The organism is Chitinophaga silvisoli, assembly GCF_003412465.1.
In the GTDB taxonomy this organism is placed as follows: domain Bacteria; phylum Bacteroidota; class Bacteroidia; order Chitinophagales; family Chitinophagaceae; genus Chitinophaga; species Chitinophaga silvisoli.
Genome location: NZ_QTJV01000006.1, coordinates 687,469 through 711,238 on the forward strand (window position 1 = coordinate 687,469; position 23,770 = coordinate 711,238).

The window sequence follows — 23,770 nt, forward strand, 5'->3', positions numbered from 1 at the left end:
GTTAATCTCCCATTTTAATTGCTTTGCTATCCTGCACGTTCATTTTGCCATTATCGGCAGTGAGCAGTTTTACGTTGGTCAGGTTAATATTTTTACCTTCTATGCAATCACCTGCTTTGTCTGCCCTGATGGTGATATTATTCAGGTAGATGTCGCTGATTGGCATTTCAGGTAAGCCGCGGATAAAGATCGCCTTTGCCGCACCATTACATACCACGTTGCTGATATGAAAATCCCTGAAACGCGGCGTGGCTTCGGTGACAGGTATCGTTTCTACTTTCGGCGCTTCTCTCTTTTCACCTACCAGTACTACCGGGTCTTTTGCCATGTAATACATATCAAACAGGATGGCTTCCGCAGGTATGTTTTCCATGTTGATATTGTTCACGTAGATCTTTTCTACGATACCGCCACGGCCCCTCGTTGTTTTGAAACGAAGGCCAATGTCCGTGCCTAGGAAAGAACAATCGGATACATATAAATTGTTCGCTCCGCCGGACATTTCGCTACCGATTACGAATCCGCCATGTGCATGATAAACGGTACAATTATTCACGATCACATCGGCAGTAGGTACGCCTCTCTTCCTACCCTGTTCATCTCTGCCGGATTTGATACAGATGCCATCATCACCTACATCGAATGTACAACCTTCGATCCTGGAAAAGCGGCATGATTCCAGGTCCAGGCCGTCTCCATTCTGCGCATACCAGGGATTCTTTGCATATACATTCCTGAGAGTGATATGTTCACACAATAAAGGGTGCAAGCACCATGCCGGTGAATTCTGGAATGTAACCCCTTCCAGCAATACATATTTGCAGGATGCGATGCTGATCATATTAGGACGGAGGAAATCTTTGATATCATTGTAATCAGCGGCAGTTTTACCGGGAGCAATGACACCAGCCTGCTGGGTTTTGGAACCTTTCTGTGATTTTTCGGAAGGGTACCAGGTTTTCTGGTCTTCGCCGGTAATACCGCCGGAAGAGGTGAGTTTCTTCCATTGGCTTTCTGTCAGTTTATCCTTCTTGACAATGCGCCATGCATCGCCACCACCATCGAGAATACCTTTGCCGGTGATGGCAATATTTTCTGCCCCCACTGCGGAAAGAGGGGCCTGGCAACGAATGGCGCTTAACCCCTCGTAAGTGGTCTCTATCAACGGGTATTGGGAAAAATCAGTTGTAAATTGTAAGATGGCATTGGGTGCCAGGTACAGGTTCACATTGCTCTTCAGGACGATGGGTCCTGTGAGCCACAGGCCTGGGGGAATCATGACTACGCCACCACCCCGCCTGTTGCAGGTGTCGATTGCTGCATTGATGCACTGACTATTGAGCGTCATGCCGTCTGCTTTGGCACCAAAGGCTACGATATCAAGCGTATCTCTTCTGAAGTGAGGTTCATAGATCTCGGGCAGATCAAAGCGGTATTTGCCTTCAAATGCCGTTTTACGGAGGTATTGATCCAGACCAATGTGTTTCTCATGAATTTCCTTTGCCACTAAGCCTGCTATGAGGGTAGCTCCATAGGTGTTAAAGTGAGTATTGTCGGTCACGCCATCAGGCAGGCTGCGATAGTGCCCGGCGGGTGTGGTTTTAAAGAGTTTTTCAGAACCCTGCACGCCCTGTTGGACGAGCAATGCTTCGCTGCTTTTGTGCAGGTCGATGAGGGGTACCTTGTATTGTGCAGCGAGGGCTCTTACCACACCGGGGTATTCACCATGCTGGTCTACGAACTTTCCCTTGTCATCGAACTTACGGCGCATCACGGGTGTAATGAGCACAGGATTGGCTCCTTTGGCGCGGGCTTCTTTTACAAAGCGCAGCAGGTTGTCTTTGTAGGCACCATTGGGTGCTGCATAACGGGTGGAATCTTCTTTCTTCTGGTCATTGTGCCCGAACTGGATCAGGACCCAGTCTCCCTGTTTTAACTGTGCTAAAACAGTATCCCAGCGGTGTTCATTGATGAAGCTCTTAGTACTCCGGCCATTCACGGCAAAGTTCTTTACTTCTATGCCATCCAGGAATTGCGGGAACAGCTGGCCCCAGCCTCTTTCGGGATTATCTTCCAGGGGCTTGTTGGACATCGTGGAATCTCCAATCAGGAAGATACGGGGTTGATCAGCCGGCATCCAGCTGATCAACGGTAACAAAAATACCAGTAAATAAGGTCTTATATTCATCTGTAACAGTTTATTGGTAGCCAGGATTTTGAGTGAATTCAGCTTTGTTGGTCACGGCATCAATCTGATCCTGCGGAATCGGGCGCAGGGTGTGATAGGATTGGAAGTTGGCTGCCGGATCGGGGCTGTATTTATCAATGCGTTCTTCCAGTTTGCCGGTACGTTTCAGGTCAAACCATCTTAATTGTTCACCTGCCAGTTCACGGGCTCTTTCATCGAGGATGAAGTCCAGCGTGATGTCGGCATCGGTGATCTGCATGTCGGCTTCATGACCGGGGATGGCGGCTCGCTTACGGATCACGTTGATGTAGTCAGCGGCTTTGGCATTATTGCCCAGTTTGAACTGTGCTTCGGCTGCGATCAGATACATTTCTGCAAGGCGGATGATGAAGGCATCCCGGGCGCTTTCTTCTTCACTCATCGAAGCGCGGGTCGGATCATCAAATTTCTGTAATGAAATATAGTGCGTACGGTCTTTCCCTCCACCATTTGCAGCATAGACCATATTCCGGTCATACACCCTGTATTTTTTGCCGGCAGTATCAGCATTGGTCACTGCATATTTGGTGACTACAATCGCGGTATCGCCCAGTTTCATACCAGCAGGCGCAGTTTTCAGGTTATTGCAATACCAGACCTGTTTGAAGGTAGCTGCATAACGGGAATCTGCATTTTCGTTGAACAGGTTCAGCAGGAAGAGGGATGGCATATACCTGTTGAAAGGGCGGCCATTGGTTACATCGCGCTGCATACCTGGCAGATCATCGTACTTCATGATAAACATGAGATGACCATTGTTAGCACCCCGGGAGTGGCCGTTGGGATAAAGCGTTGCATCTACCCGGTCATCGAAGACCAGGTTTTTCATATAGTTCACAGCCCACACCACTTCCTTGTTCTGCAGGTTGCTCATGCTCCAAAGGTCGGCATATTTTGCCTGTAAGCTATAACCATAATTGTTAATTACGGAATCAGCGAGTACAGCCGCTCTTTCATTGAGTCCCCGGGTGAGGCACATCCTGGCTAAGAATGCCTGTGCTACGGGTTTGGTAGCACGGCCATAATCCGTCGTTGTAAGTGGCAGATCATTGATAGCTACATCCAGGTCACGGAAGATCAGGGCATAGAAAGTATCGACCGGGGTACGGTTAGCTGTCGTTTCGACACCAGTTGTTTCATTGACAGTAAAATGTACGCCGCCCCACATTTCCACGATGTGCCAGTAGTAGAAAGCGCGCATGAAGTGGAGTTCAGCATTGCGTGTCTTCCTGACAGCATCTGTATAACCGGCTTGATCTACGCGGCCAATACCTGTATTGCAAAGGTTGATGGCTGCATACAATTGTTTCCACAATCCACTCACCACGGTATTGCTGGCCTGTAAATTTATGTATTGGGTCATGTCCGGGTATTTATCACCGGTACCGCTGGTCCAGAGGTCAGTGCCCATTTCAGAAATGCTGTAACCTTCTTCTTTGCCATACCACCAACGGTTGTAGGTGTATACGGCATTCACCAGGGTTTCAAAACCTTCGGGGGTGCTGAATACCTGGTCGGTGGTGAGGCCCGATGGGTTGTATTCTTCCAGCTGCTTGTTACAGGCAAAACCGGTTAATAATATGAGTAAGATATAGTAGCGTTTCATGGTTTGCTTTTTTAGGATCAGAATTCAACGTTTAAGCCAGCGACATACATTTTCGTGAGAGGGTTACTCAGGTCCCCGCCTCTTTCCGGATCATAGTCTTTCACTTTGCTGAAGGTGAAGAGGTTCTTGCCCGTTACGTACACTCTTACATTGCTGAGGTGTACGGCTTTCAATGCGCCTGCAGGCAGGGTATACCCCAGTGAGATATTCCTGATCTTTACAAAAGAGCCATCTTTATAGCCAAGTGTTTTGATGAATGGGGTACCATCTTTGGATACGCTGGCATTTGGGCGCGGATATTCATTGCTGGCATGTTCCGGGGTCCAGTAATCCAGGGGGGCGCTGTTTTCAAGGCCCTGGGGATCAAATTTGGCAGCGTATTCAGAATAGATGTACTGGCCGATACGGGCAAATACATAGATGTTCAGGTCGAAGTGGGCGAAGCGGATATCGTTGTTAAAACCACCACTCCAGGCAGGCACTTGTTTACCTAAGACTTTTCTGTCCTGTGAATTGAGGGCACCATCACCATTGAGGTCTTTCACTTTGATATCGCCGGCTTTGTAGCCAAATTTAGCCGCTTCGGTGGCTTCATCTGTTTGCCAGATCCCTAATTTCTGGTAGTCATAATACACTTTTACAGGGTAACCAATGAACCAGCCATTGGCAACGTCGTTGGTGCTGGCATCGGCCAGTGCAACGATTTCTTCTTTGTTTTTAGAGAAGACGATATTGGAAGTCCAGGTAAATTTACCGGTACTGATATTCGTGGTGTTCATGCCGATTTCGATGCCCCTGTTGCGGGTCTTACCAATGTTCTGGATCACGGTACTGACACCGGAAGAGGATGGTAAGGTTCTTTGCAGCAGCAGGTCTTTGGTATGGGTATCGTAGTAATCGATGTTGGCTCCTACCCTGCCATTGAGGATACTGAAATCCAGGCCTATATCGGTGGTGGCGGAGAGTTCCCATTTCAGGTTTTTGTTGCCGATCTGGCTACCGATGGCATAGGCAAGCGCAGCGTTGGTATCATCGTAGGAGAATGGAATCTTGCTCAGGTAACTGGCGGTAGAGTAAGGAGACACCGCATCGTTGCCGGCCACGCCATAGCTGGCACGGAGCTTCAGGTCACTGAATACGCTTTGTCCATGCATGAAAGATTCATCGCTGATTCTCCAGGCCAGGGCGGCAGATGGGAAGAATGCCCATTTATTGCCGGGAGCCAGTTTGGAAGAGCCATCGGAGCGGCCGGTGAGGGAGAGCAGGTACTTACCTTTATAATTGTAATTCACACGGCCAGTGAAGGAGATGAGTTTACTGGAGAGGTAGTTGGTGCGAACAGCGATACCACTTACGCTATTTGCAAGTGCATAATAAAGTTGCGAGGGTAACAGCTGTCCTTCACCCTGCAGGAAACCCGAATCACGCTGATCGGAGAGCAGGCTGGCTACACCGGTAATACCGATGGTGTGGTGTCCGAACTGGTGTGAATAATTGGCTACGTTCTCCCAGCTCAGGTAGCGTTGTGCACCTGTGTTGTATTGGGAACGGGAGGTAGAGGCAGTAGACCTGTCGATGGAATTTTTAGCAGCAAAGATCCCCTGTCGGGCATTGTCCAGCGTAACGCCCAGATTGGAGCGGAGGGACAAGCCTTTGAGTGGTGTAAGCTCTACGTAGGCATTGATAAAAGTCCTTGTGATGCGGCTATTGTTCTGATAGATATTGGGCTGTTCATCAGCCAGCGGGTTGATGGCAGAACCGTTATTGGGGAACAATACAAAATTGCCGTCAGCATCGTAAGGGCCATTGAGGGGTACGATTTTGTTGGCCTGGTTCAAAGGGTCGCGGCGTGCATCCTGGTCGTAGTAGGTCAGCTGACTTTGCATCCCAACCTTCAGGATGCTGCTGATAGTCTGGTCGATGTTCAGACGGGCGCTGTAGCGACGTGTGCGATCGAGTTTGAATAAACCTTTTTCATCAAAGTAATCGAGGGAAAAGTACACCTTTGTTTTATCGGAACCACCGGTTACCCCTACCTGGTAATCCTGTTGTAAGCCTTTATGAATAAGCAGGTCAGCGTAGTTGGTCCAGAGGTTATTTTGGATAGCATTGACTTCGGCCGCGTTGAAGATAAGGGCATCGTCGGCTTCAGTGTTCCAGCGACCAGTGGTGTGGTAGGCCTCTCTTTTGAGGGCCACGTATTGCGGACCGGTCATCATGGACGGATAGCCCGCTACCTCATTAGAGCCCACATAAGTGTTGAGATTTACTTTAGGCTTGCCCGTAGCCCCCTTGCGGGTGGTGATGATAATAACACCGTTTGCACCACGGGAACCATAGATGGCAGTGGAAGAAGCGTCTTTGAGCACTTCCATGCTTTGAATATCGCCGGGGTTGATGTCCTGGATGTTTTGATATTGTACACCGTCTACGATGTAGAGCGGACCATTGTCTGCACGGATGGAGCGGTTGCCTCTTACGGTGACGTTGATTTTAGCACCGGAGGCACCACTGCTTTTGGTAATGTCCACACCGGGCAGTTTACCCTGTACAGATTCCATTACGTTGGTAGCAGGTACTTTTTTGAGCTCGGCGCCTTTCACGGAAACAACGGAGCCGGTGAGGTCTCTTTTCTTCACTTCACCATAGCCGATTACGACTACTTCGTCCAGTTGTTTGTTATCTTTCGTCATTGCTATGCTCAGGCTTGTATTTCCTTCAATATTGCGGGCGAGTGCTTCATACCCCATGTAGGTGAATGTGAGCACGCCCTGTGGATGGGGGACATTGATGGAGAAATTACCAGCGGCATCGGTTTGTGTACCGGTAGTGGTGCCTTTGAGTTGTACGCTGACCATCACGAGTGGTTCGCCGGTGGCAGCATCAGTGACTTTTCCTTTCACTATATGGGTTTGAGCGAATGCCGAACTGACAGTGCATAGCAATAGCCAGCCAAACATCAGTAGTTTTTTCATAACGTTTCGAATTGTTGCGTGTTTTTCAAATGGGTTATCAAATCCAATAATGGAATACGCATTGCTACAGTGGCAATACAGGCAGGCACTGGTTTTGTATCAGATTGATAGATCGTAACCGTATCCCCGAAACAATTCTACAGCTATAATTTTATTAATGGAAAGGAATGGGCGGATTTATTTACGCAAACGTTTGCGGTTGATGATAATCATTGGAATTTTTTCTATAAAATCAAAGGGAAAGAGTTTACCTTAGTATAGAAATCCTCAATACCTATTTATGAAAAAATGGTTTTTATTGTTTTGTATAGCAGGAAGTATGCCTGCTATGGCCCAACTTGGTGTTAATGACACATTGCATATTCGTAGTTTAAGCGTAGGTGCTAACATTAATTCAGCATTTCCATTGAATGTGGGTACTAAGGCCCGGTTTAGCGATCAGGCTCATTTTGGCGACTGGTATGATGATACACCTTATGGCTTTGGCATCCAGATTGCCAGGCCAGCAAATACCGGAGATACCCGTTTCCATTTATCGTTTGTAAGAGCTGGGCAATGGGTAGCTGGTTTAGGGTTTTTACAGTCCAGCAATACTTTTGCTATTCAGAACTATGGCAACAACTCCGTTTCTACTGGTATCTTTATCACTTCTGCCAGCAATGTGGGTATCAATAACCGTACCCCCACCACTACATTGGATGTGAGTGGAACAGTCAGGGCTGAGACAGGTATGGTTGTAAATATGGCTTCTTTGCCTACGGGTTATGCCCTGGCAGTAAATGGCACCATTGGTAGTACAAAGGTAAAGGTGACCCAAACCTGGGCAGACTTTGTGTTTGCACCTGGATACAAACTGCCTTCATTAGCGGAAGTGGAGGCACATATCAAAGAGAATCACAAATTGCCGGATATTCCTTCTGAGAAGCAGATTGCAGCTGAAGGCCTTGATGTGGGTGAAATGCAGAAACTGCAGATGCAAAAGATTGAAGAGCTGACATTGTATATCATTGATTTGAAGAAACAGCTGGAAGCACAACAAAAAGAAATTGAAGCGCTAAAAGCAAAATAATTATTTACAGTGGATTTTTACAAAGGGTTTGCCTGGCGGTAAACCCTTTGTATTTTATTCTATCCTGAACCAGTTATAATCTGCATACCCCGCATCATTGGTCTGACCTGGCCGGGTACAAAATAATCCCACCTTCGCTCCGATCCAGCGCCCGGGTTTGCCGGTAAAGGTTTCTTTTACCGCTGTAAAATCTTTTCCATTCTTGCTGTAGCTAAACCGGCAAATGGCCCCTTCGCTTACTTTCACACGGAAGTAGCAGGTGCTGTCTGAAAGTGTAGTAATAATCTCTTCTGTTTCTGCATAGCCTTTGTCGGCATTTTTGCAGGTGCTGTAAATGAGCTGAAATTTGTGGTTGAGCGAAAGTGATGCATAATCAGTACCCATGATAATGAGGCCTGTGCGTTCCCCTTCTAATTTTGGATTGGGGGTGAATTTGCAAACGGTGGTGACAGTGAATGTGTCATTGGGAAATTTCTGTAAGAGCAGATTCGGAACTTCCCAGTAGTTGTGCGATGAATCAGGGAGTTTTGCGGAGAAGAGCCGTAAACATCCTCTTGCAGGAGAGAGCATTCCCCAGGTAGGGAGCGGATTGGCCTGCCACTGCCATTGCAGTCCCAATGCGCTGTTGTTGAATTCATCGGAGGAGGGCGGTGTTTGGATATTACCCTTATTGAGCGGCTTTTTGTAAGTGAGTACAGGTTCCCCTTTGCCATCACCATCTTTGTCAATACCAATGAGGGGCCAGTCATTCACCCATTTCATGGGTTGTAAATGCACGACACGGCCATAGGCATCTTTATCCTGGAAATGCAGGAACCAGTCAGCTCCGGTGTTAGTGGTGACCCAGGCTCCCTGATGGGGCCCATTGACGGGAGAACTACCCTGATCCATAACGATCTTTTCTTCGTAAGGACCTTCGATCTTTCTGGATCGCAATATGAGTTGCCAGCCGGTGCTTACACCACCTGCGGGGGCAAAGATATAGTAGTAGCCATTACGCTTGTAAAGCTTTGGTCCTTCCAGCGTAGGATTAGATGGATGGCCATCTGCCACGAGGATACCAGCATCTGTTACGGTAGTACCTGCTGCATTCATATGATGGAGAGTAAGCACACTTTTGATACCTGCGCGACTGCCGGCATATGCATGAATGAGATAGACCCGGCCATCGTCATCCCAGAATGGGCAGGGGTCAATGATGCCTTTGCCTGCTTTGACGAGGATGGGATCGGACCAGGGTCCTCTGGCCGCTTTGGCTTTGATCATGTAAATGCCAAAGTCCGGATCTGGGTAATAGATATAAAATTCGTTTTTGTGGTAACGGATGGAAGGGGCCCATACTCCACCGCCATGTTGGACTTTTGAAAAGTGATCATAGGGCGGCTGGCGAAGCAGCGCATGCCCGATCAGGGACCAGTTGACCAGGTCTGTAGAATGCAGGACCGGCAAACCGGGGATGCAGTTGAAGCTGGAAGCGGTCATGTAAAAATCCCGCCCGGCGGCACAGACATCCGGGTCAGAATAATCGGAATTGATGACTGGGTTACGGTAAGTGCCATTACCAAGATCCTGTGCATTAGTGCAGGTGCAGCATAGACACAGGATGAGTGTACAAAGCGTGGATCGTGTCATTATTTTTCAAATACGTGTGAATCTAACACTAAAATAGGGCAATTCTTTATTTTGAATGTGATATACGGTTTTCAGGTAATGTTAAAATAAATTATATTTACGAAGACGTTATGAAATTTGAAGCAGCCACTATAAAAGATATTGCGAACGCACTGGGCCTTTCCACCTCCACCGTTTCACGCGCACTGCGCGACAGTCATGAGATCAGTATAGCGACTAAACAGCTGGTACTGGAGTATGCTACCCGTATCAATTATCATCCGAATCCTATTGCGCTGAGTCTGAAAGAGAAGCGTAGCAGGTCTATTGGGGTGATTGTAGCTGAGATTGCCAATAGTTTCTTTTCACAGGCGATCAATGGGATTGAATCCGTGGCGAAGGATAAGGGGTATAATGTAATCATTTCCCAGACCCATGAATCTTTTGAGAAAGAGGTGATGACCTTGCAGTACCTGGCTTCCAGGTCGATAGATGGGCTACTGATTTCAGTAAGTAGTGGTACGCAGAACCTGGAGCACCTGAAGGCCTTGCATGACAGGGGATTTCCGATTGTGTTTTTTGACAGGATTGTGGAGGATTTGCAAACACATAAGGTGATGGTGGATAATTTCAGGGGTGCATATGATGCGACTTTGCACCTGGTGAATAAGGGGTATAAGCACATTGCAGTGCTGGCAGGGTCAGAGAACCTGAGTATCAGCAGGGAACGCGTAGCGGGGTACCTGGAGGCGCTGGCACAATCGAGGATGAAGCCGTCGAAACCGATGATTAAGTATAGTCAGTTTGCCGGATTATATATTGATGAAGTGGAGCAGTCCATGAACCAGTTATTGAAGTTAAGACCCCGCCCGGATGCAATCTTTACAGCCTCGGATAAGTTGACAACGAATTGTATGCGGGTGTTAAAAGCCAAAGGAATTAAGATCCCGGAGGATATGGCGCTGGTAGGGTTTTCGAATTCGGACCTGATTGAGTTGCTGCATCCGCCATTGACCGTAGTGAGACAGCCAGCCTTTGAGATGGGGCAGATAGCCACCGGAATGTTGCTGCAACTGGTGGAGAGTAAGAAGCCGGTGAAAGAGTTTGAACGAAAGATACTAGCCACAAATCTGATTGTACAAGCGTCATCATAAAAAAAGGGTTTGCCTGGCGGCAAACCCTTTTTAATTTAAGCAGTTTGTAAATTCCCTTTTGTAAGTTTTGCCAATGTTACCGTCATTTCTGCTAAGCGATTAGAAATCCCTACTTCATTGTCATACCACGCTACTACTTTCACAAGATTACCAATACTGCGGGTCAGCGTACCATCCATGATGGAGGAGTGTGTATTGCCTAAAATATCAGCGGATACCAATGGTTCTTCGGTATATTCCAGCACACCTTTGAGACTATTGTCAGCATAAGATTTGAAGAGGTCATTGATTTCCTGTGCAGTAGCAGGTTTGATCAGGTTCACGGACAGCTCGGCGATGGAACCATCTATTACGGGCACACGATAAGAGAATCCATCCAGTTTACCTTTCAGTCCAGGCAGTACGTCACCAATCGCTTTCGCAGCACCGGTGGTAGTTGGAATGATGGATTGGGTGGCGGCACGGGCCCTCCTGAAATCTTTATGCGGACCATCCTGCAGCATCTGATCCATCGTGAAAGCATGGATGGTGCTCATGAAACCGGAAGTGATACCATATTCTTTTTCCAATACATAGAGTAAGGGGGCGATACAATTTGTAGTGCAGGAGGCCGTGGAAAGGATCTGGTCATCCTTGTCCATGATTCCATCATTCACACCTACGACAACGGTTTTTACACCACCGGTTGCCGGTGCCGTGATCAGTACTTTGGAAGCGCCTGCGTTAATGTGTGCCTGGGCGGCTTCCTTTTGTGTAAAGCGACCGGTAGATTCAATGACTACATCTACCTGGAGCGCGCCCCATGGCAGTTTTTGCGGATCTCTTTCACTGAGAAAAAGAATCTCCTGGTCATTGACTTTTATTTTATCATCATGCTGTACGATGGTGCCGGGAAATTTACCATGGGAAGTATCGTACCTGAGTAGATGTGCCAGTAGTTTTACGTCTGTAAGGTCATTGACAGCAACGATCTGAACGTCTTTTTTGTCTTGTAATGCTCTTAAGGTCATTCTGCCTATTCTACCGAAACCATTGATGGCTACTCTCATAACTTAATTTTTAGAGTGATAAATGTCCACCTCATCACGGAGGACGTGATGCAGTAGTTATGTTAGAAATTTTATGTTTTTTATTAATCGGCGAAAGACGTTCTGAACGTGCGCCTGTAATCACTAGGCGTTACATTCATATGTCTCAGGAACACCCTCCTCATCGAGACCACACCTCCCAGGCCGCACCTGGTGGCAATCTGCTCCATACTGTAATCACTATCTTCCAGGTATTTTCTCGCTATCTCCACGCGCAACTTCTCTACAAACTTGGCAGGTGTCATACCGGTTTCCCGGGTGAATACACGGGTGAAATTGCGGATACTCATGTTCAGGTGAGTTGCCAGTTCTTCTACCCCCATTTCCTTGTCAAGGTGCTCCAGGATCCAGGGGCGTAATTTTCCTGCAAGAGAGTTGGCTACGCTGTGCAGCTGGAGCAGGTTGGCGAACTGGGATTGATAGCCGGGACGTTTGAGGTATAATACCAGTTTGCGGGCTACCTGGATGGCTACCTCGCGGCCATAATCTTCTTCTACGAGGGCCATGGCCAGGTCTACCCCGGAGGATACACCACCAGAGGTGTAGACATTGCCATCTTTAGTATAGAATGGATTTGTGTCTACGCAAATGGAAGGGTATTTTTCCTGGAAGGAGCGGCTGTGTTCCCAGTGGGTAGTGGCATTTTTGCCATCAAGGATGCCGGCTTCGGCAAGGGCGTAGGTACCTACGCAGATGGAGCCAACACGGCGAAGGCGGGGATAGTTTTTTTTGAGCCAGTTGATAAGCCGCCGGTCTCCTGCCTGGATGAGGGCCATGGGGAACCCTGCCACGATAAAGGTATCGATGGGTTCAGTGATTTCGTCCACCGTAAGGGGGCAGATCATGGTGATGCCACTCCTCGTAGGGACAGTCTTTTCATCTCCATAGGCGGCAAGTAGAATATTGTAGCCGGAACCGGCTCCTTCAGTGCCGAGACCTTCCCGAAGGATTTGGTCGGCAGCAGCGAAGACATCACAGGGGCCTGCGATATCGAGCATGTAGGTACCTGGCATAGGTACAATTACTACTGTTTTTTTGGCCATAGAGATGAATTATGAGGTAAAGGTAAGGGGTTTTGATGGTGGCGGAAAGGTCATAAATGATACAGATTCGGCCAAGGCTTCAAAGGCCGTTTTTAAGATTGAGGACGGTAACGATTCCCATTAATTAAAGTTTTATTTTTATTATATGAAAAGTATTTTATTAGGTTGTTTGTTGGCATTATCGCCACTTAAAGATGAAGAATATTGTAACGATCGCTTCCAGTTTTGTATTACTTACCCCGCCGGTTTCAAAGGACAAGGAGAAGCAGCAAACGGGGATGGCCAGGAATTCATTTCTGCTGATCAAAAAGCCCGGATCCTCGCGTGGGGGCACCTGCAGTTCACCGACGAAGATCAACCCTCCTATGCTTCGCTGGAGGGTTCCCTGAATTATGACTTAAAGAACAAGGGTTCAAAAGTGACTTATAAAGTAAAGAAGCCTGGTTACTATATTTTGTCCGGTACGGATGAAAAGGGTAACGTCTTTTATCAGAAAACGACTTTAAAAAAAATCAACTATTTCGACAGTCCCAATACACAGGTATTCCAAACCATATTATTCATTTATCCCGCCTCACAGCAGGCCCAATATGCCGCGTATTGCAGTTATATCGCCAGGGCGCTTTAAATTAATATTCCTGTTCGTTTTCAGGCAGGATACTGTACTAAAAACGAACAGGTTAAATATTCTAAAATATGTATATTCCTGATAAGTACTCCCTAAAAGTATGGCATCTGTTTCGTGCAGCAAACATAACCGCTAAAACGATCATATGTATAAAGGTATCTTTACTATTGCCTGGCGCAATCTTCGCAAAGACCGCCTGTTTACCCTGCTCAATCTCCTCGGCCTTTCTACCGGCCTTGCCTGTGCATTGCTGATCTTCTTATGGATCAGGGATGAAAAACAAATCAATCATTTCAATACAAAAGATAATCAACTTTACCAGGTACTCGTCAACAACGATGATCATGGCCAGGTTACTACCCTGAGTCAGACACAGGGTCTGCTGGCACAATCCTTAAAAAACGAAGTATCCGGGATAGAATATGCCGTATCTGTACTGCCTGCCTCCTGGTTTCAGAACGCCGGGGTAGTGAGTTTTGGAGACAATCATCTCAAAGCAGGCGGACAATTTATCAGCAAAGATTTCTTCAACGTATTTAGCTGTAAAATTCTGCATGGGAATGCGATGGGAGATAAAAGGAGCATCATGATCTCTGACCGGATGGCGAAGAAATTATTTCCCGGTGAACAGGATGCCATTGGAAAATCTATTCACTGGGAACAGGGAGATTACAGCGGGGACTACGGTATTGCAGGCGTATTTCAGGCACCTCCTGCCAATGCAACGGAACAATATGATCTCTTACTCGATTACGATCTCATTCTCGAAAAAAGAAAGGAATTAACGCAGTGGTCCAACTTCGATCCCAATACCTATATCATTGTTGGCAAGGATGTAAACCTTCCTGCATTGCAAAACCGCCTAAAGGACTTTGTGAAAACAAAAGATAAGGATAGCCATGCAAGTTTACTGCTAACAAAATACGCCGACTTTTATCTCTATAATAAATATGAAAATGGCAAACAAAGCGGGGGCAGAATTGCCTATGTAAAACTCTTCTCTCTCATCGCCCTGTTTATCCTGCTTATCGCCTGCATCAATTTCATGAACCTGAGCACCGCAAAGGCTGCCGGCAGAGTCAAAGAAGTGGGTGTAAAGAAAGCGATAGGTGCCAGCAGGGGGTTACTCATTTTACAATACCTGAGTGAAAGTATTTTACTCTCTCTGCTTGCCTTATTTTTTGCCATTGTATTGATCATACTGCTCCTGCCCATGTTCAATCACATTACGGGCAAACAATTGCAGATCTGGCCAAGCGTGTCTTTGGCCGCCGTATTCTTAGGTATTACCTTACTGACCGGAATAATCGCAGGCAGTTATCCCGCTTTGTATTTATCAGGTTTTAAACCTGCTGTCGCCTTAAAAGGTAAGTTGTGTACTGCATTCGGCGAAGTCATGACCCGTAAGGGATTGGTTGTATTTCAGTTTATATTGTCTGTCAGCTTCATCGTTGCCGTCCTCATTATTTACAAACAGATGGAATATATCCAGCACCGGAATCTTGGGTATAACAGGTCACACCTGGTGCATTTTGAAGTGCCAACAGGACAGATAGATAACATGGTCTCCTTCCTGGAACTGGTCAGAAACCAGGGAGGCGTGCAGGCTGCATCCAGCTACTACCATGACTTCACCGGCAATCATGGTGGTCTGGGAGGCATGAGCTGGCCTGGGAAGATGGACAATACCGATGTAAACTTCAGCAACCTCGAAGTAGGTTATGGTTACCTGGAAGTGATGGGCGTGAAATTAAAAGAAGGCAGGTACTTTTCACAGGATAGCCGGGCCAATAACGAAATCATCTTCAATGAAACTGCCATCCGTGACATGGGCATCAAAGATCCTATCGGCAAAACTGTTCGCTTCTGGGACATGGAAAAAGTGATCGTTGGTATTGCGAAAGATTTCAACTACGAATCATTGTATCAATCTGTGAAACCTGCATTTTTCCAGAGCTATCCCGTAATGCCGAACTTTGTTGTAAAAATAGCGCCCGGAAAGGATGAAGCGACTCTACAACAATTAAAACAGCTGTATGAACAACACTTCCAGGGATTGACTTTCGACTATAAATATATGGATGAAGATTACCAGGCACTCTACGCATCTGAAAGAAGAGTGAGTGATTTGTCCCGTTACTTTGGCGGGTTAACGATCCTGATTTCCTGCCTGGGACTGTTTGGCCTGGCGGCATTCACAGCACAAAGAAGACAAAAGGAAATAGGCATCAGGAAAGTAATTGGTGCCTCAACAGGCAATATCATCACCCTCTTGTCAACAGATTATTTTAAACTGATTGGCATTGCTATGATCATCGCTTTTCCACTGGCTGGCTGGATGATGTTCCAATGGTTGCAGACCTTTGCCTACCGGATACAGATAGGTGCCGATGTCTATTTTATTGCAGGCCTTGCGACCCTGCTCATTACCTTTACAACCATCAGTTATCAAAGTATAAAGGCGGCACTGACTAACCCGGTGAAGAGCCTGCAAACTGAATAAAGTATGTTTAAAAGAAGCTTTCGCCGGCTCATGAAAGACCGGCAATCTACTATCCTTAACCTGATCGGTTTGAGTACAGGTCTGGCCTGTGCCTTCCTAATATGGTTGTGGGTGCACGATGAATTACAAACAGACCGCTTCCATAAATATGGTGACCGCATTTACCAGGTGATGGTCACACAGCAACAGGGTAAGCGCCTTGATACCGGCCCCGGTACTTCAGGGGGTTTAGGACAGGAACTTGCACGTACGATTCCCAATGTGGAACAGGCCGTAACTTCGGCACCACAGATGTGGTTTGAGCCATTTAGTATCACTTACGGGAATAGTACGGTGAGTGCTACCGGCAATTTTGCATCGAAAGATTTCTTCTCTGTCTTCTCTTTTGATTTATTGGCAGGAGATAAAAAAACAGTGCTTGCGGATAAGCATGCCATTGTAATTTCGAAGTCGCTGGCGCTGAGTTTATTTCATTCTACCGACAATGCTGTCGGGAAAACGCTGACATGGAAACTCTTTGACTTCACCCAGCCAGTGACCATTACAGGAGTATATAATGACATGCCGGCGAATAGTACTATCCGGATGGATTTCGTGCTGAACTTCGGGGCCTGGGTAGATGAAGTACCCGTATCAGGCGAACTGGCAAATGGAACAGGTCCATTTGAGACCTATGTGTTGTTAAAACAAGGTACTGACATCTCTCATGTACAGGCAGCGTTGAAAAGATGGCCTTTTAAAATCCAACTTTCACTCAGGAGCTTTACTGACAGGTACCTGCAGGAGGGCAGCAGAATGAATTATGTGCGCATGTTCAGCCTGATTGCTATTTTTATTTTGATAATCGCCTGTATCAATTTTATGAACCTGAGCACAGCAAATGCTGCAGGCAGAATGAAAGAGGTAGGCATTAAAAAAGCGATCGGTGCTTCAAGAGGTACATTGATCAGGCAATTCCTGGGCGAGTCTATGTTACTGAGCTTTATGGCATTGTTGCTGGCCATTGGCATTGTGGCGCTTTTATTGCCTGCTTTTAATGCGATTACCGGCAAGCAGCTCTTTTTGAAGCCTCACTATGTAATACTGGTCATTACCCTTGTTACAGGCCTCTTAGCAGGCAGTTATCCTGCCTTCTACCTCACCGGTTTTCATCCTGTTGTAACCCTCAAAGGGAAATTTCTGCAAAGTTCTGGTAATGCATGGGCAAGGAAAGGCCTGGTAGTTTTTCAGTTCGTAGTATCAGTCGTATTTATCATCGCTGTATTGGTGATTTACCAGCAGATAAAATTTATTCAACATAAGAACCTTGGATTTAATCAGGAGAACGTTATCTATTTCCAGGCAGATGGGCCGGCAATGGAACATCAGGATGCACTGATAGCCGGGCTAAAGCAAATACCGGGAGTAGAAAATGCATCGGGTATGATGCGCAACATCATCATGCCATTTGGTACTCCTGATTCACATATCCAGTGGGATGGTAAAAACAAGGACAACCAGATCCGGTTTACACAGATGCTGGTTAATTACGACCTGCCGGAGACGCTGGGAATGACGATCCTGAAAGGCCGTTCTTTCAGCAGGGATTTTAGTACTGATAGCCAGGGGGTCATCCTGAATGAAACAGCAGTAAAAGCAATGGAACTTACTGATCCTGTTGGTAAGACGATTTATACAGAGAATGTACCGGTGCAGGTGATTGGTGTAGTGAAGGATTTTCATTTCACTTCACTGCACAATGCGATTCAGCCCTATATATTCAGGCTCTGGCCGGAATATTCCATTATCACCATGGTGCGTATTAAGGATGTGCAAACCATTGAGCGTATTGCTGATTTCTATAAAAAGTTTAATCCGGGTTATGTATTCAATTATAAATTCCTCGACGAATCGGTGCAGGCACAATATAAATCAGAGCAGGTGATTGGTAGTCTTTCCCGTTATTTTGCGGGCCTGGCCATCCTGATTTCATGTCTTGGATTATTTGGATTAGCCGCATTTACTGCTGAGAGAAGAAGGAAGGAGATCAGTATCAGGAAGGTATTGGGAGCATCTGTAAATCAGCTCGCAGTAATGCTTTCCGGCGATTTCCTGAAAATGGTATTCATTGCTGTTATCATTGCATTTCCCCTGGCCGCCTGGATGATGGAAAAGTGGTTGCAGGGCTTTGCTTACCGCATTCACCTGCAAGCTGGTGTTTTTATACTTGCGGCCATCGTCACTTTGCTCATCACCATTTGCACGGTTAGTTTCCAGTCATTGAAGGCTGCTTTTTCAAACCCGGTGAAGGCTTTGCGCGCGGAGTAGTTTTCTTTTTCTTATTACCGATATATAATTACAACGCGTAATGCTCACTATATAAACCACCAGCCCGGATATGAATCCGGGCCGGCGATGTAAAAACAATATGACTTTTTAAATGTCGTCGCTAGAATCTGAATGTGATATTACCAATGATTTCGCTTAATGCCTGCGGGTTCATAGTCCCATTACCTACCCAGTATTTTTTGTTTGTCAGGTTATTGCCTTTCAGACCTATGCGGAAACGTGCATGATCGTAAAAAATAGCAGCATTCAGCAATGTATAGGAAGGCAGGATAAACTGACCTCTTGCTTTTGTATTCACAGCAAAGGTTTCGCCTGCATAGGTACCACCGGCACCAAAGCCCAGCCCCTTTACGGTTCCCCTCGTAATCCGGTAGCTGGCCCAAAGGTTGGCAGTTTGCTCAGGGCCTGCGTATACAGGACGTAATCCATTCAGATCAGCACTGGTGTTTACATATTGGCTTTTGTTATAACCATAACCCGCCATGATATTTAAACCTGCGACCGGACTTGCTACGACTTCTGCTTCTACCCCTTTGCTATCCTGTGTACCATTCTGGATAGTGAGGGTGGGTTCCGGATCATAAGTGCGCACGATGTCGGATACTTTGATGTTGTAGTAGCTCACATTACCGCTCAGTGTACCCTGCAGCAGATCGAACTTCACACCACCTTCATATTGACTGGCATGTTCCGGTTTGTAAGCTTTGCCTTCGTAGTCAGTACCGGTTTTGTTGGTGAAGCCGGTCTGGTAGTTGGCGAACAAAGATACCTGTTCCGGGATGACCTGGTAAACTGCTCCGAATTTTGGTGAGAGGGCTGTTTGATGATAGCCCTGTGATGTGATATTTGTTGAGTTGTTGAGAATTCCTTTATTCTCAAAGCGGTCTGCCCGCAGGCTTACCAATACCAGCAGGTTGCGGGTGATATTCAGTACATCGGCGGCATAGGCGCTGTAGGTGTATGTATTGGCTCTTGTGAGCAGAGATGCGGCTGCAGGGCGGTTCTGGAATGCAGAGTCTACCTTGTCATTATTGAATCGATAGTAATCAGCACCCGGATTCGAGATGCTTACGAAATCGAAAAGATCGGAGTATTTAGCACCTTTCGCCGCAGTAGTAGCACCTGCTGCATTGTAGAAATCATTGTTGCTGAAGCGGGTGAAGGTGATATTGGTATTGGTGTGGAGATAGTCCAGACCTACCGTGAGCCGGTTCCTCATCTGACCGATATGGAAGTCGCCCGTAAAGTTTTGCTGGATCTCAGTATTCTGGTCAGTACCCTGTGGCCGCCACACCATTCTTTCCAGGTACATGCTGTCATTATAAGTTTTACCATCCGTGCGGATAGCGGATGTAACATCGGTAATGCCTCTCACAGCGGCCCCCGGCATCAGGTAGAAATAAGGAGCAGCACCACCGGAATAACTGGTGGTAACACTCAGGTTCGTTTGTGATTTCCATGCTTCGGAGATATCGTAATTCATCTGGCCAAAGAAGTTCGCATTGCGACCTGTTTTTACAAGGTCGTTGCTGCTGAAGGAGCTTTTATAATTGACGGGCACCTGGTCAGCACGGTTCACACCGAATGTAGAGATAGCACCTTTGCCATAGATGTAGATATATTGGCTACCGGCGCTTTGCACATTGCTGAATTCAGCATCGAAAAGGAAGCTCAGTTTATCATTGACCTGGTAAGAGAGTGATGGCGCAATGAGCAGGCTTTTTCTGAAGCCGTTGTCCTGGAAGGTGTTCTGGTTATTGTAAGCCGCGTTCATGCGGAAGAGTATTTTCTTTGCGGTGTCAAGTGGCGTGTTGACATCCACGTTGAACCTGTTAGCAGCGTAGCTACCTCCATAGTAAGACAATTCTCCACCGAAAGATTTAAAGGGCTTTTTGGTGACACGGTTGATGAGGCCACCGTAAGAGGTATTCGCATTGCCGAATAAGGTGGCGGAAGGACCTTTGATCACTTCAACAGCTTCTACATTGGCAGCATCGATTACAGTGGTAATGTTACCGGCTACGCCGTTTCTAAGTTTTGCCTGTGTAACGAAGCCACGAAGTACATAGTAAGTACCTCCGGAGCCTGCACGGCTGGTGGCTTCCATGGATTTGGTGACACCTGCTGCATTTTTGAGGGCATCGTCCAGGTTGTTGATCTGTTGATCTTTCAGGAGTTCCTTACTGATGCTGGTATAGACCTGCGGATTCTCGAGGTTTGTCAGCGGCAGTTTGGATACAAAAGGACTGGACTTGCGGGTGAATTTATTGATACGGCCGGAGGCGATGGTCACTTCCTGCAGATCGCGGTTAGAGATGTTTAAGGTAATGGTGGGCACGGCAGAGACTTTGCCGGATTGTACGCCGACTGTGATGTTTTCCTGCTTTGCGCCTACCTGCGAGATGATGAGGGTGTAGGTACCGGCGGGTACTTTTAGTTCATAGTTGCCCGATTCATCGGTGATTGTACCGATGTTGGTTCCCTGGATGGTAACGTTTACATTGTCTGCCTGTTTTTTTTCGGAGGTGGTAATTTTACCACGGATGGTACCTTTGTTGTCCTGCCCGAAAATGTTGGTACATAGCATGAGGATAGCTATGGTAGAAAATAATAGTCTGTTCATTCGTTAATTTCCTGATAAGCGGGGCAAAGGTGGGGGTAAATGAAGGAGGGGTGTTTACGCAATCGGGAAAAAATAAAGATGGAGTTTGATTTTCATAAACGAAAAAATCGCTTTTACTTTCGGTAAAAGCGATTTTTTCGTGTTATTGCTTTAATTAGCGAATGACTCTATACAATGTATAAGACTGCCCTGCCCTGGTTTGTAAAGCATACACAAATCCATGTTCCTCATCCTTTGCTTTAACAGGTGCCAACTGCGCATCCCCGCCTGCTTTCACCCTTTGTGGTACGCGTAGCATACAGGTTCCGTCTTTAGCAGCATGTACTGTTACACTGGTGAGCATTCCCTCTTTCCAGTTCATATCCACCGTATATCCACCCTGCGCCAGTAATCCGGTCACCTCTCCTGTTTGCCATACATCAGGCAATGCCGGCAGCAAATGCAGTGTACCTGTCTGGCTTTGCAACAGCATCTGCGCAATGCCTGAGGTACCACCAAAGTTCCCGTCAATCTGGAATGGCGGATGTGCACAGAACATATTTGCATAAGTACCACCTGCATGATGCATTTGTACCCCTCCTTCAGTGGTAAGGGTCAGTAATTCCTTCAGCAGCTTATGCGCATGGTTGCCATCCAGCAGTCTTGCCCAGGTATTGATCTTCCATGCCTTGCTCCAACCGGTGCCTCCATCTCCGCGTATTTCAAGGCTTTTTTTGCAGGCAGCTGCCAGCTCAGGTGTTGTGATGGGAGAAATCTGATTGCCCGGGAAAAGGCCAAATAAATGGGAAATATGACGATGCTGAGGGTCTTCATCCTCCCAGTCTTTATACCATTCCTGCAGGTTGCCTTTTTTACCTATCTGCAATGGATACAATTTCGCCAAAGCCTGTTTCAGGGAATCTGCAAAAACAGCGTCTTTGCCTAATACTGTGGAAGCAGCGATTACGTTGGTAAACAGGTTGTGGATCACTGAGAGGTCCATGGTCGAAGCGATAGATACGGCTCCATGTTCTCCTTTTTCGGTGATAAAGATATTTTCCGGTGAGGTAGCAGGTGCGGTAACCAGTCGACCTTCTTTATCAGGCACCAGCCAACCCAGGCTAAACTGGGCGGCAGCTTTCATGATAGGGTAAGCGGTATCTTTTAAGAAGGCTTTGCTGCCACTGTATTCGTAGTGCTGCCAGAGGAACTGACAGAGCCAGTTGCCGCCCATCATCCAGTTGGCCCAGTTAGGGTCACCCTTGCCGATATCGCCTACCGGGTTGGAGATGGCCCATATATCCGTATTATGGTGGGCTACCCAGCCATTTGCATTGTAAAAGTTCTGCGCAGTATAGCGGCCGGTTACTGCCAGTTCCATGAGCAGGTCATACAGGGGTTGCTGCATTTCCATCAGGTTACACTCTTCCGCCGGCCAGTAATTCATTTCGGTATTGATATTAATGGTATAGTTGGAGCTCCAGGGTGCCCGCAGTTCCTTGTTCCAGATGCCCTGCAGGTTAGCAGGTGCACCTTTTGTGCGGGAACAGGAGATGAGCAGGTACCGGCCATACTGGAAATACAATGTTTCCAGGGATGGATCTTCACCGCCTGCGGTAAAACGGCGCAGGCGCTCATCAGTTGGCAGGAAAGCTACGTCTTCACCACCTGCTATAGCAAAATGGACCCTGTTGAAATATCTGGTGTAATCCTTTATATGCCGGGCGCGCAAATCGCTCCATGTGCGGGCAGCAGCTTTTGCCTGTTGACCGGCAGCAATCTTGTCTTCATTCAATCCATCCCTGTCCGGGCACCTGTCATAACCATTAAAACTGGTGGCACCGGAAACGATTACAGTGACATCAGTCGCGTTTTTGACAGTGATGCCGGAGGTATCTGCTTTAATTGTACCATCGACATTAATGGCTCTCAGCCTCACTTCAAAGCGCATGCCCTTACAACTGCCCGGCTGTTCATATTTAATAGGTTCCTTATTATAATCTACATAACTGGGGTCTGCCTGTGAAGGTGCTTTCCCTTTGAGTACCAGGTCCCGGCCTTCTACAGCATTCTGATAACGCAGCTGGCTGTTCAGGCTGAGCGTGAAATTCAGCTGTCCTTTCTTACTGGCTTTCAGATGGTAAACGATTACCTGATCCGCGGCAGAGATGAACATTTCACGCGTATACTGTACACCATTGCTGGTAAAGCGGGTGTTTGCCTGTGCATTGTTCAGGTCCAGGTCACGATAGTAATCCTTTACGTTGTTGTCGGCTAACTGCTGGCGCAGGTGCAGGTCTGCCATCGGCAGGAATGACTGTGAATACACTCCCTGCATCTTGCGGAGCAGGCTATCCGCCTGGTGATAATTCTCATTGAAAAGGGCTGCCCTTACCTGGGGCAGGTATTTTGGTGCATCCGGATTGACATTATTATCGACCGGACCACCCGACCAGAGCGTAGCTTCGTTGAGTTGAATCAGTTCATCGCTGACTTTCCCGAATACCATAGCACCCAGTCGTCCATTTCCAAGCGGCAGCGCCTGGGACCATTCTTTGGCTGGCGCATCGTACCAAAGTTTTAATGAATTGGCAAGCTGTTGAGACCTGACTGTTCCGGCAGTCAATAGCAGTACGGAAAGCAGTCCTATTTTGTTTTGTTTCATACCGTTTGTAAAATAAAACTATATTGATCTAAAAGCAAGCTAAATGTAATGGAAAGTAACATGTCGCAAACGATTGCACAAAAAAGTTTGCTAAACACTTGGTAATCATTTTAGCCCTCGTTACATTTGTCGTATATTTAATAAACGCCACCTAAATGAAAAGTGAACAGGATGAAATGGTGGTTGCTGATTGGAGATTAAATTACCTAATTTATATATAGCAAACGCTGAAAGATTTTATGGACCTGAGTACCATAACGTGGAATTTTAG

13 protein-coding genes are annotated in these 23,770 nt (G+C 46.9%); 5 read left to right on the plus strand and 8 right to left on the minus strand.

Translation table 11 applies throughout. From position 1 onward, the window contains the following. Position 1: 1 nt before the first annotated feature. The 3 genes from DXN04_RS18270 to DXN04_RS18280 are packed head-to-tail and all read right to left on the minus strand — an operon-like array spanning position 2 to position 6,808. Entirely contained in the window at positions 2-2,188 is a 2,187-nt protein-coding gene (locus tag DXN04_RS18270) for a glycosyl hydrolase family 28 protein (protein ID WP_233525625.1), read from the minus strand. A gap of 10 nt (positions 2,189-2,198) precedes the next feature. Next, positions 2,199-3,833, minus strand: a complete 1,635-nt coding sequence (locus DXN04_RS18275) for a RagB/SusD family nutrient uptake outer membrane protein (protein WP_116854821.1) — start codon at positions 3,831-3,833, stop codon at positions 2,199-2,201. Positions 3,834-3,850: 17 nt separating this feature from the next. Further along, positions 3,851-6,808, minus strand: a complete 2,958-nt coding sequence (locus DXN04_RS18280; RefSeq protein ID WP_116854822.1) for a SusC/RagA family TonB-linked outer membrane protein — start codon at positions 6,806-6,808, stop codon at positions 3,851-3,853. Between the two features lie 280 nt (positions 6,809-7,088). Here DXN04_RS18280 and DXN04_RS18285 point away from each other — a divergent pair, with 280 nt between their 5' ends. Next, positions 7,089-7,877, plus strand: a complete 789-nt coding sequence (locus DXN04_RS18285) for a hypothetical protein (protein ID WP_147319977.1) — start codon at positions 7,089-7,091, stop codon at positions 7,875-7,877. Positions 7,878-7,931: 54 nt separating this feature from the next. Here DXN04_RS18285 and DXN04_RS18290 read toward each other — a convergent pair whose 3' ends face one another. Next, positions 7,932-9,509, minus strand: coding sequence for a glycoside hydrolase family 43 protein (locus DXN04_RS18290; RefSeq protein ID WP_116854824.1), 1,578 nt, complete (start codon positions 9,507-9,509; stop codon positions 7,932-7,934). Between the two features lie 110 nt (positions 9,510-9,619). On the opposite strand from DXN04_RS18290, the gene DXN04_RS18295 reads away from it, so the two are divergent. Continuing rightward, a complete protein-coding gene (locus DXN04_RS18295) occupies positions 9,620-10,642 on the plus strand; it encodes a LacI family DNA-binding transcriptional regulator (protein ID WP_116854825.1) in 1,023 nt (340 codons plus the stop codon). 35 nt (positions 10,643-10,677) lie between these two features. On the opposite strand, the gene gap is transcribed toward DXN04_RS18295, so the two are convergent. Then, the gene (gap, locus tag DXN04_RS18300; RefSeq protein ID WP_116854826.1) at positions 10,678-11,691 is read right to left on the minus strand and encodes a type I glyceraldehyde-3-phosphate dehydrogenase; all 1,014 of its coding nucleotides are present in this window, start codon (positions 11,689-11,691) and stop codon (positions 10,678-10,680) included. 83 nt (positions 11,692-11,774) lie between these two features. Next, positions 11,775-12,773, minus strand: coding sequence for a GlxA family transcriptional regulator (locus DXN04_RS18305; RefSeq protein ID WP_116854827.1), 999 nt, complete (start codon positions 12,771-12,773; stop codon positions 11,775-11,777). Between the two features lie 145 nt (positions 12,774-12,918). Here DXN04_RS18305 and DXN04_RS18310 point away from each other — a divergent pair, with 145 nt between their 5' ends. The 3 genes from DXN04_RS18310 (at position 12,919) to DXN04_RS18320 (ending at position 18,211) form a co-directional block, all read left to right on the plus strand. Then, entirely contained in the window at positions 12,919-13,401 is a 483-nt protein-coding gene (locus tag DXN04_RS18310) for a hypothetical protein (protein WP_116854828.1), read from the plus strand. A 145-nt stretch (positions 13,402-13,546) separates the two neighbouring features. After that, on the plus strand, positions 13,547-15,904 hold the full coding sequence (locus DXN04_RS18315) for an ABC transporter permease (protein ID WP_116854829.1): 2,358 nt from the start codon (positions 13,547-13,549) through the stop codon (positions 15,902-15,904). Positions 15,905-15,907: 3 nt separating this feature from the next. Further along, positions 15,908-18,211: an ABC transporter permease gene (locus DXN04_RS18320; protein WP_116854830.1), complete on the plus strand. Its 2,304-nt coding sequence runs from the start codon at positions 15,908-15,910 to the stop codon at positions 18,209-18,211. 121 nt (positions 18,212-18,332) lie between these two features. Here DXN04_RS18320 and DXN04_RS18325 read toward each other — a convergent pair whose 3' ends face one another. Together DXN04_RS18325 and DXN04_RS18330 are read right to left on the minus strand one after the other, a co-directional pair. Continuing rightward, entirely contained in the window at positions 18,333-20,855 is a 2,523-nt protein-coding gene (locus tag DXN04_RS18325) for a TonB-dependent receptor (RefSeq protein ID WP_116854831.1), read from the minus strand. Between the two features lie 154 nt (positions 20,856-21,009). After that, positions 21,010-23,499, minus strand: coding sequence for a glycoside hydrolase family 95 protein (locus DXN04_RS18330; RefSeq protein WP_116854832.1), 2,490 nt, complete (start codon positions 23,497-23,499; stop codon positions 21,010-21,012). Positions 23,500-23,770 lie beyond the last annotated feature (271 nt).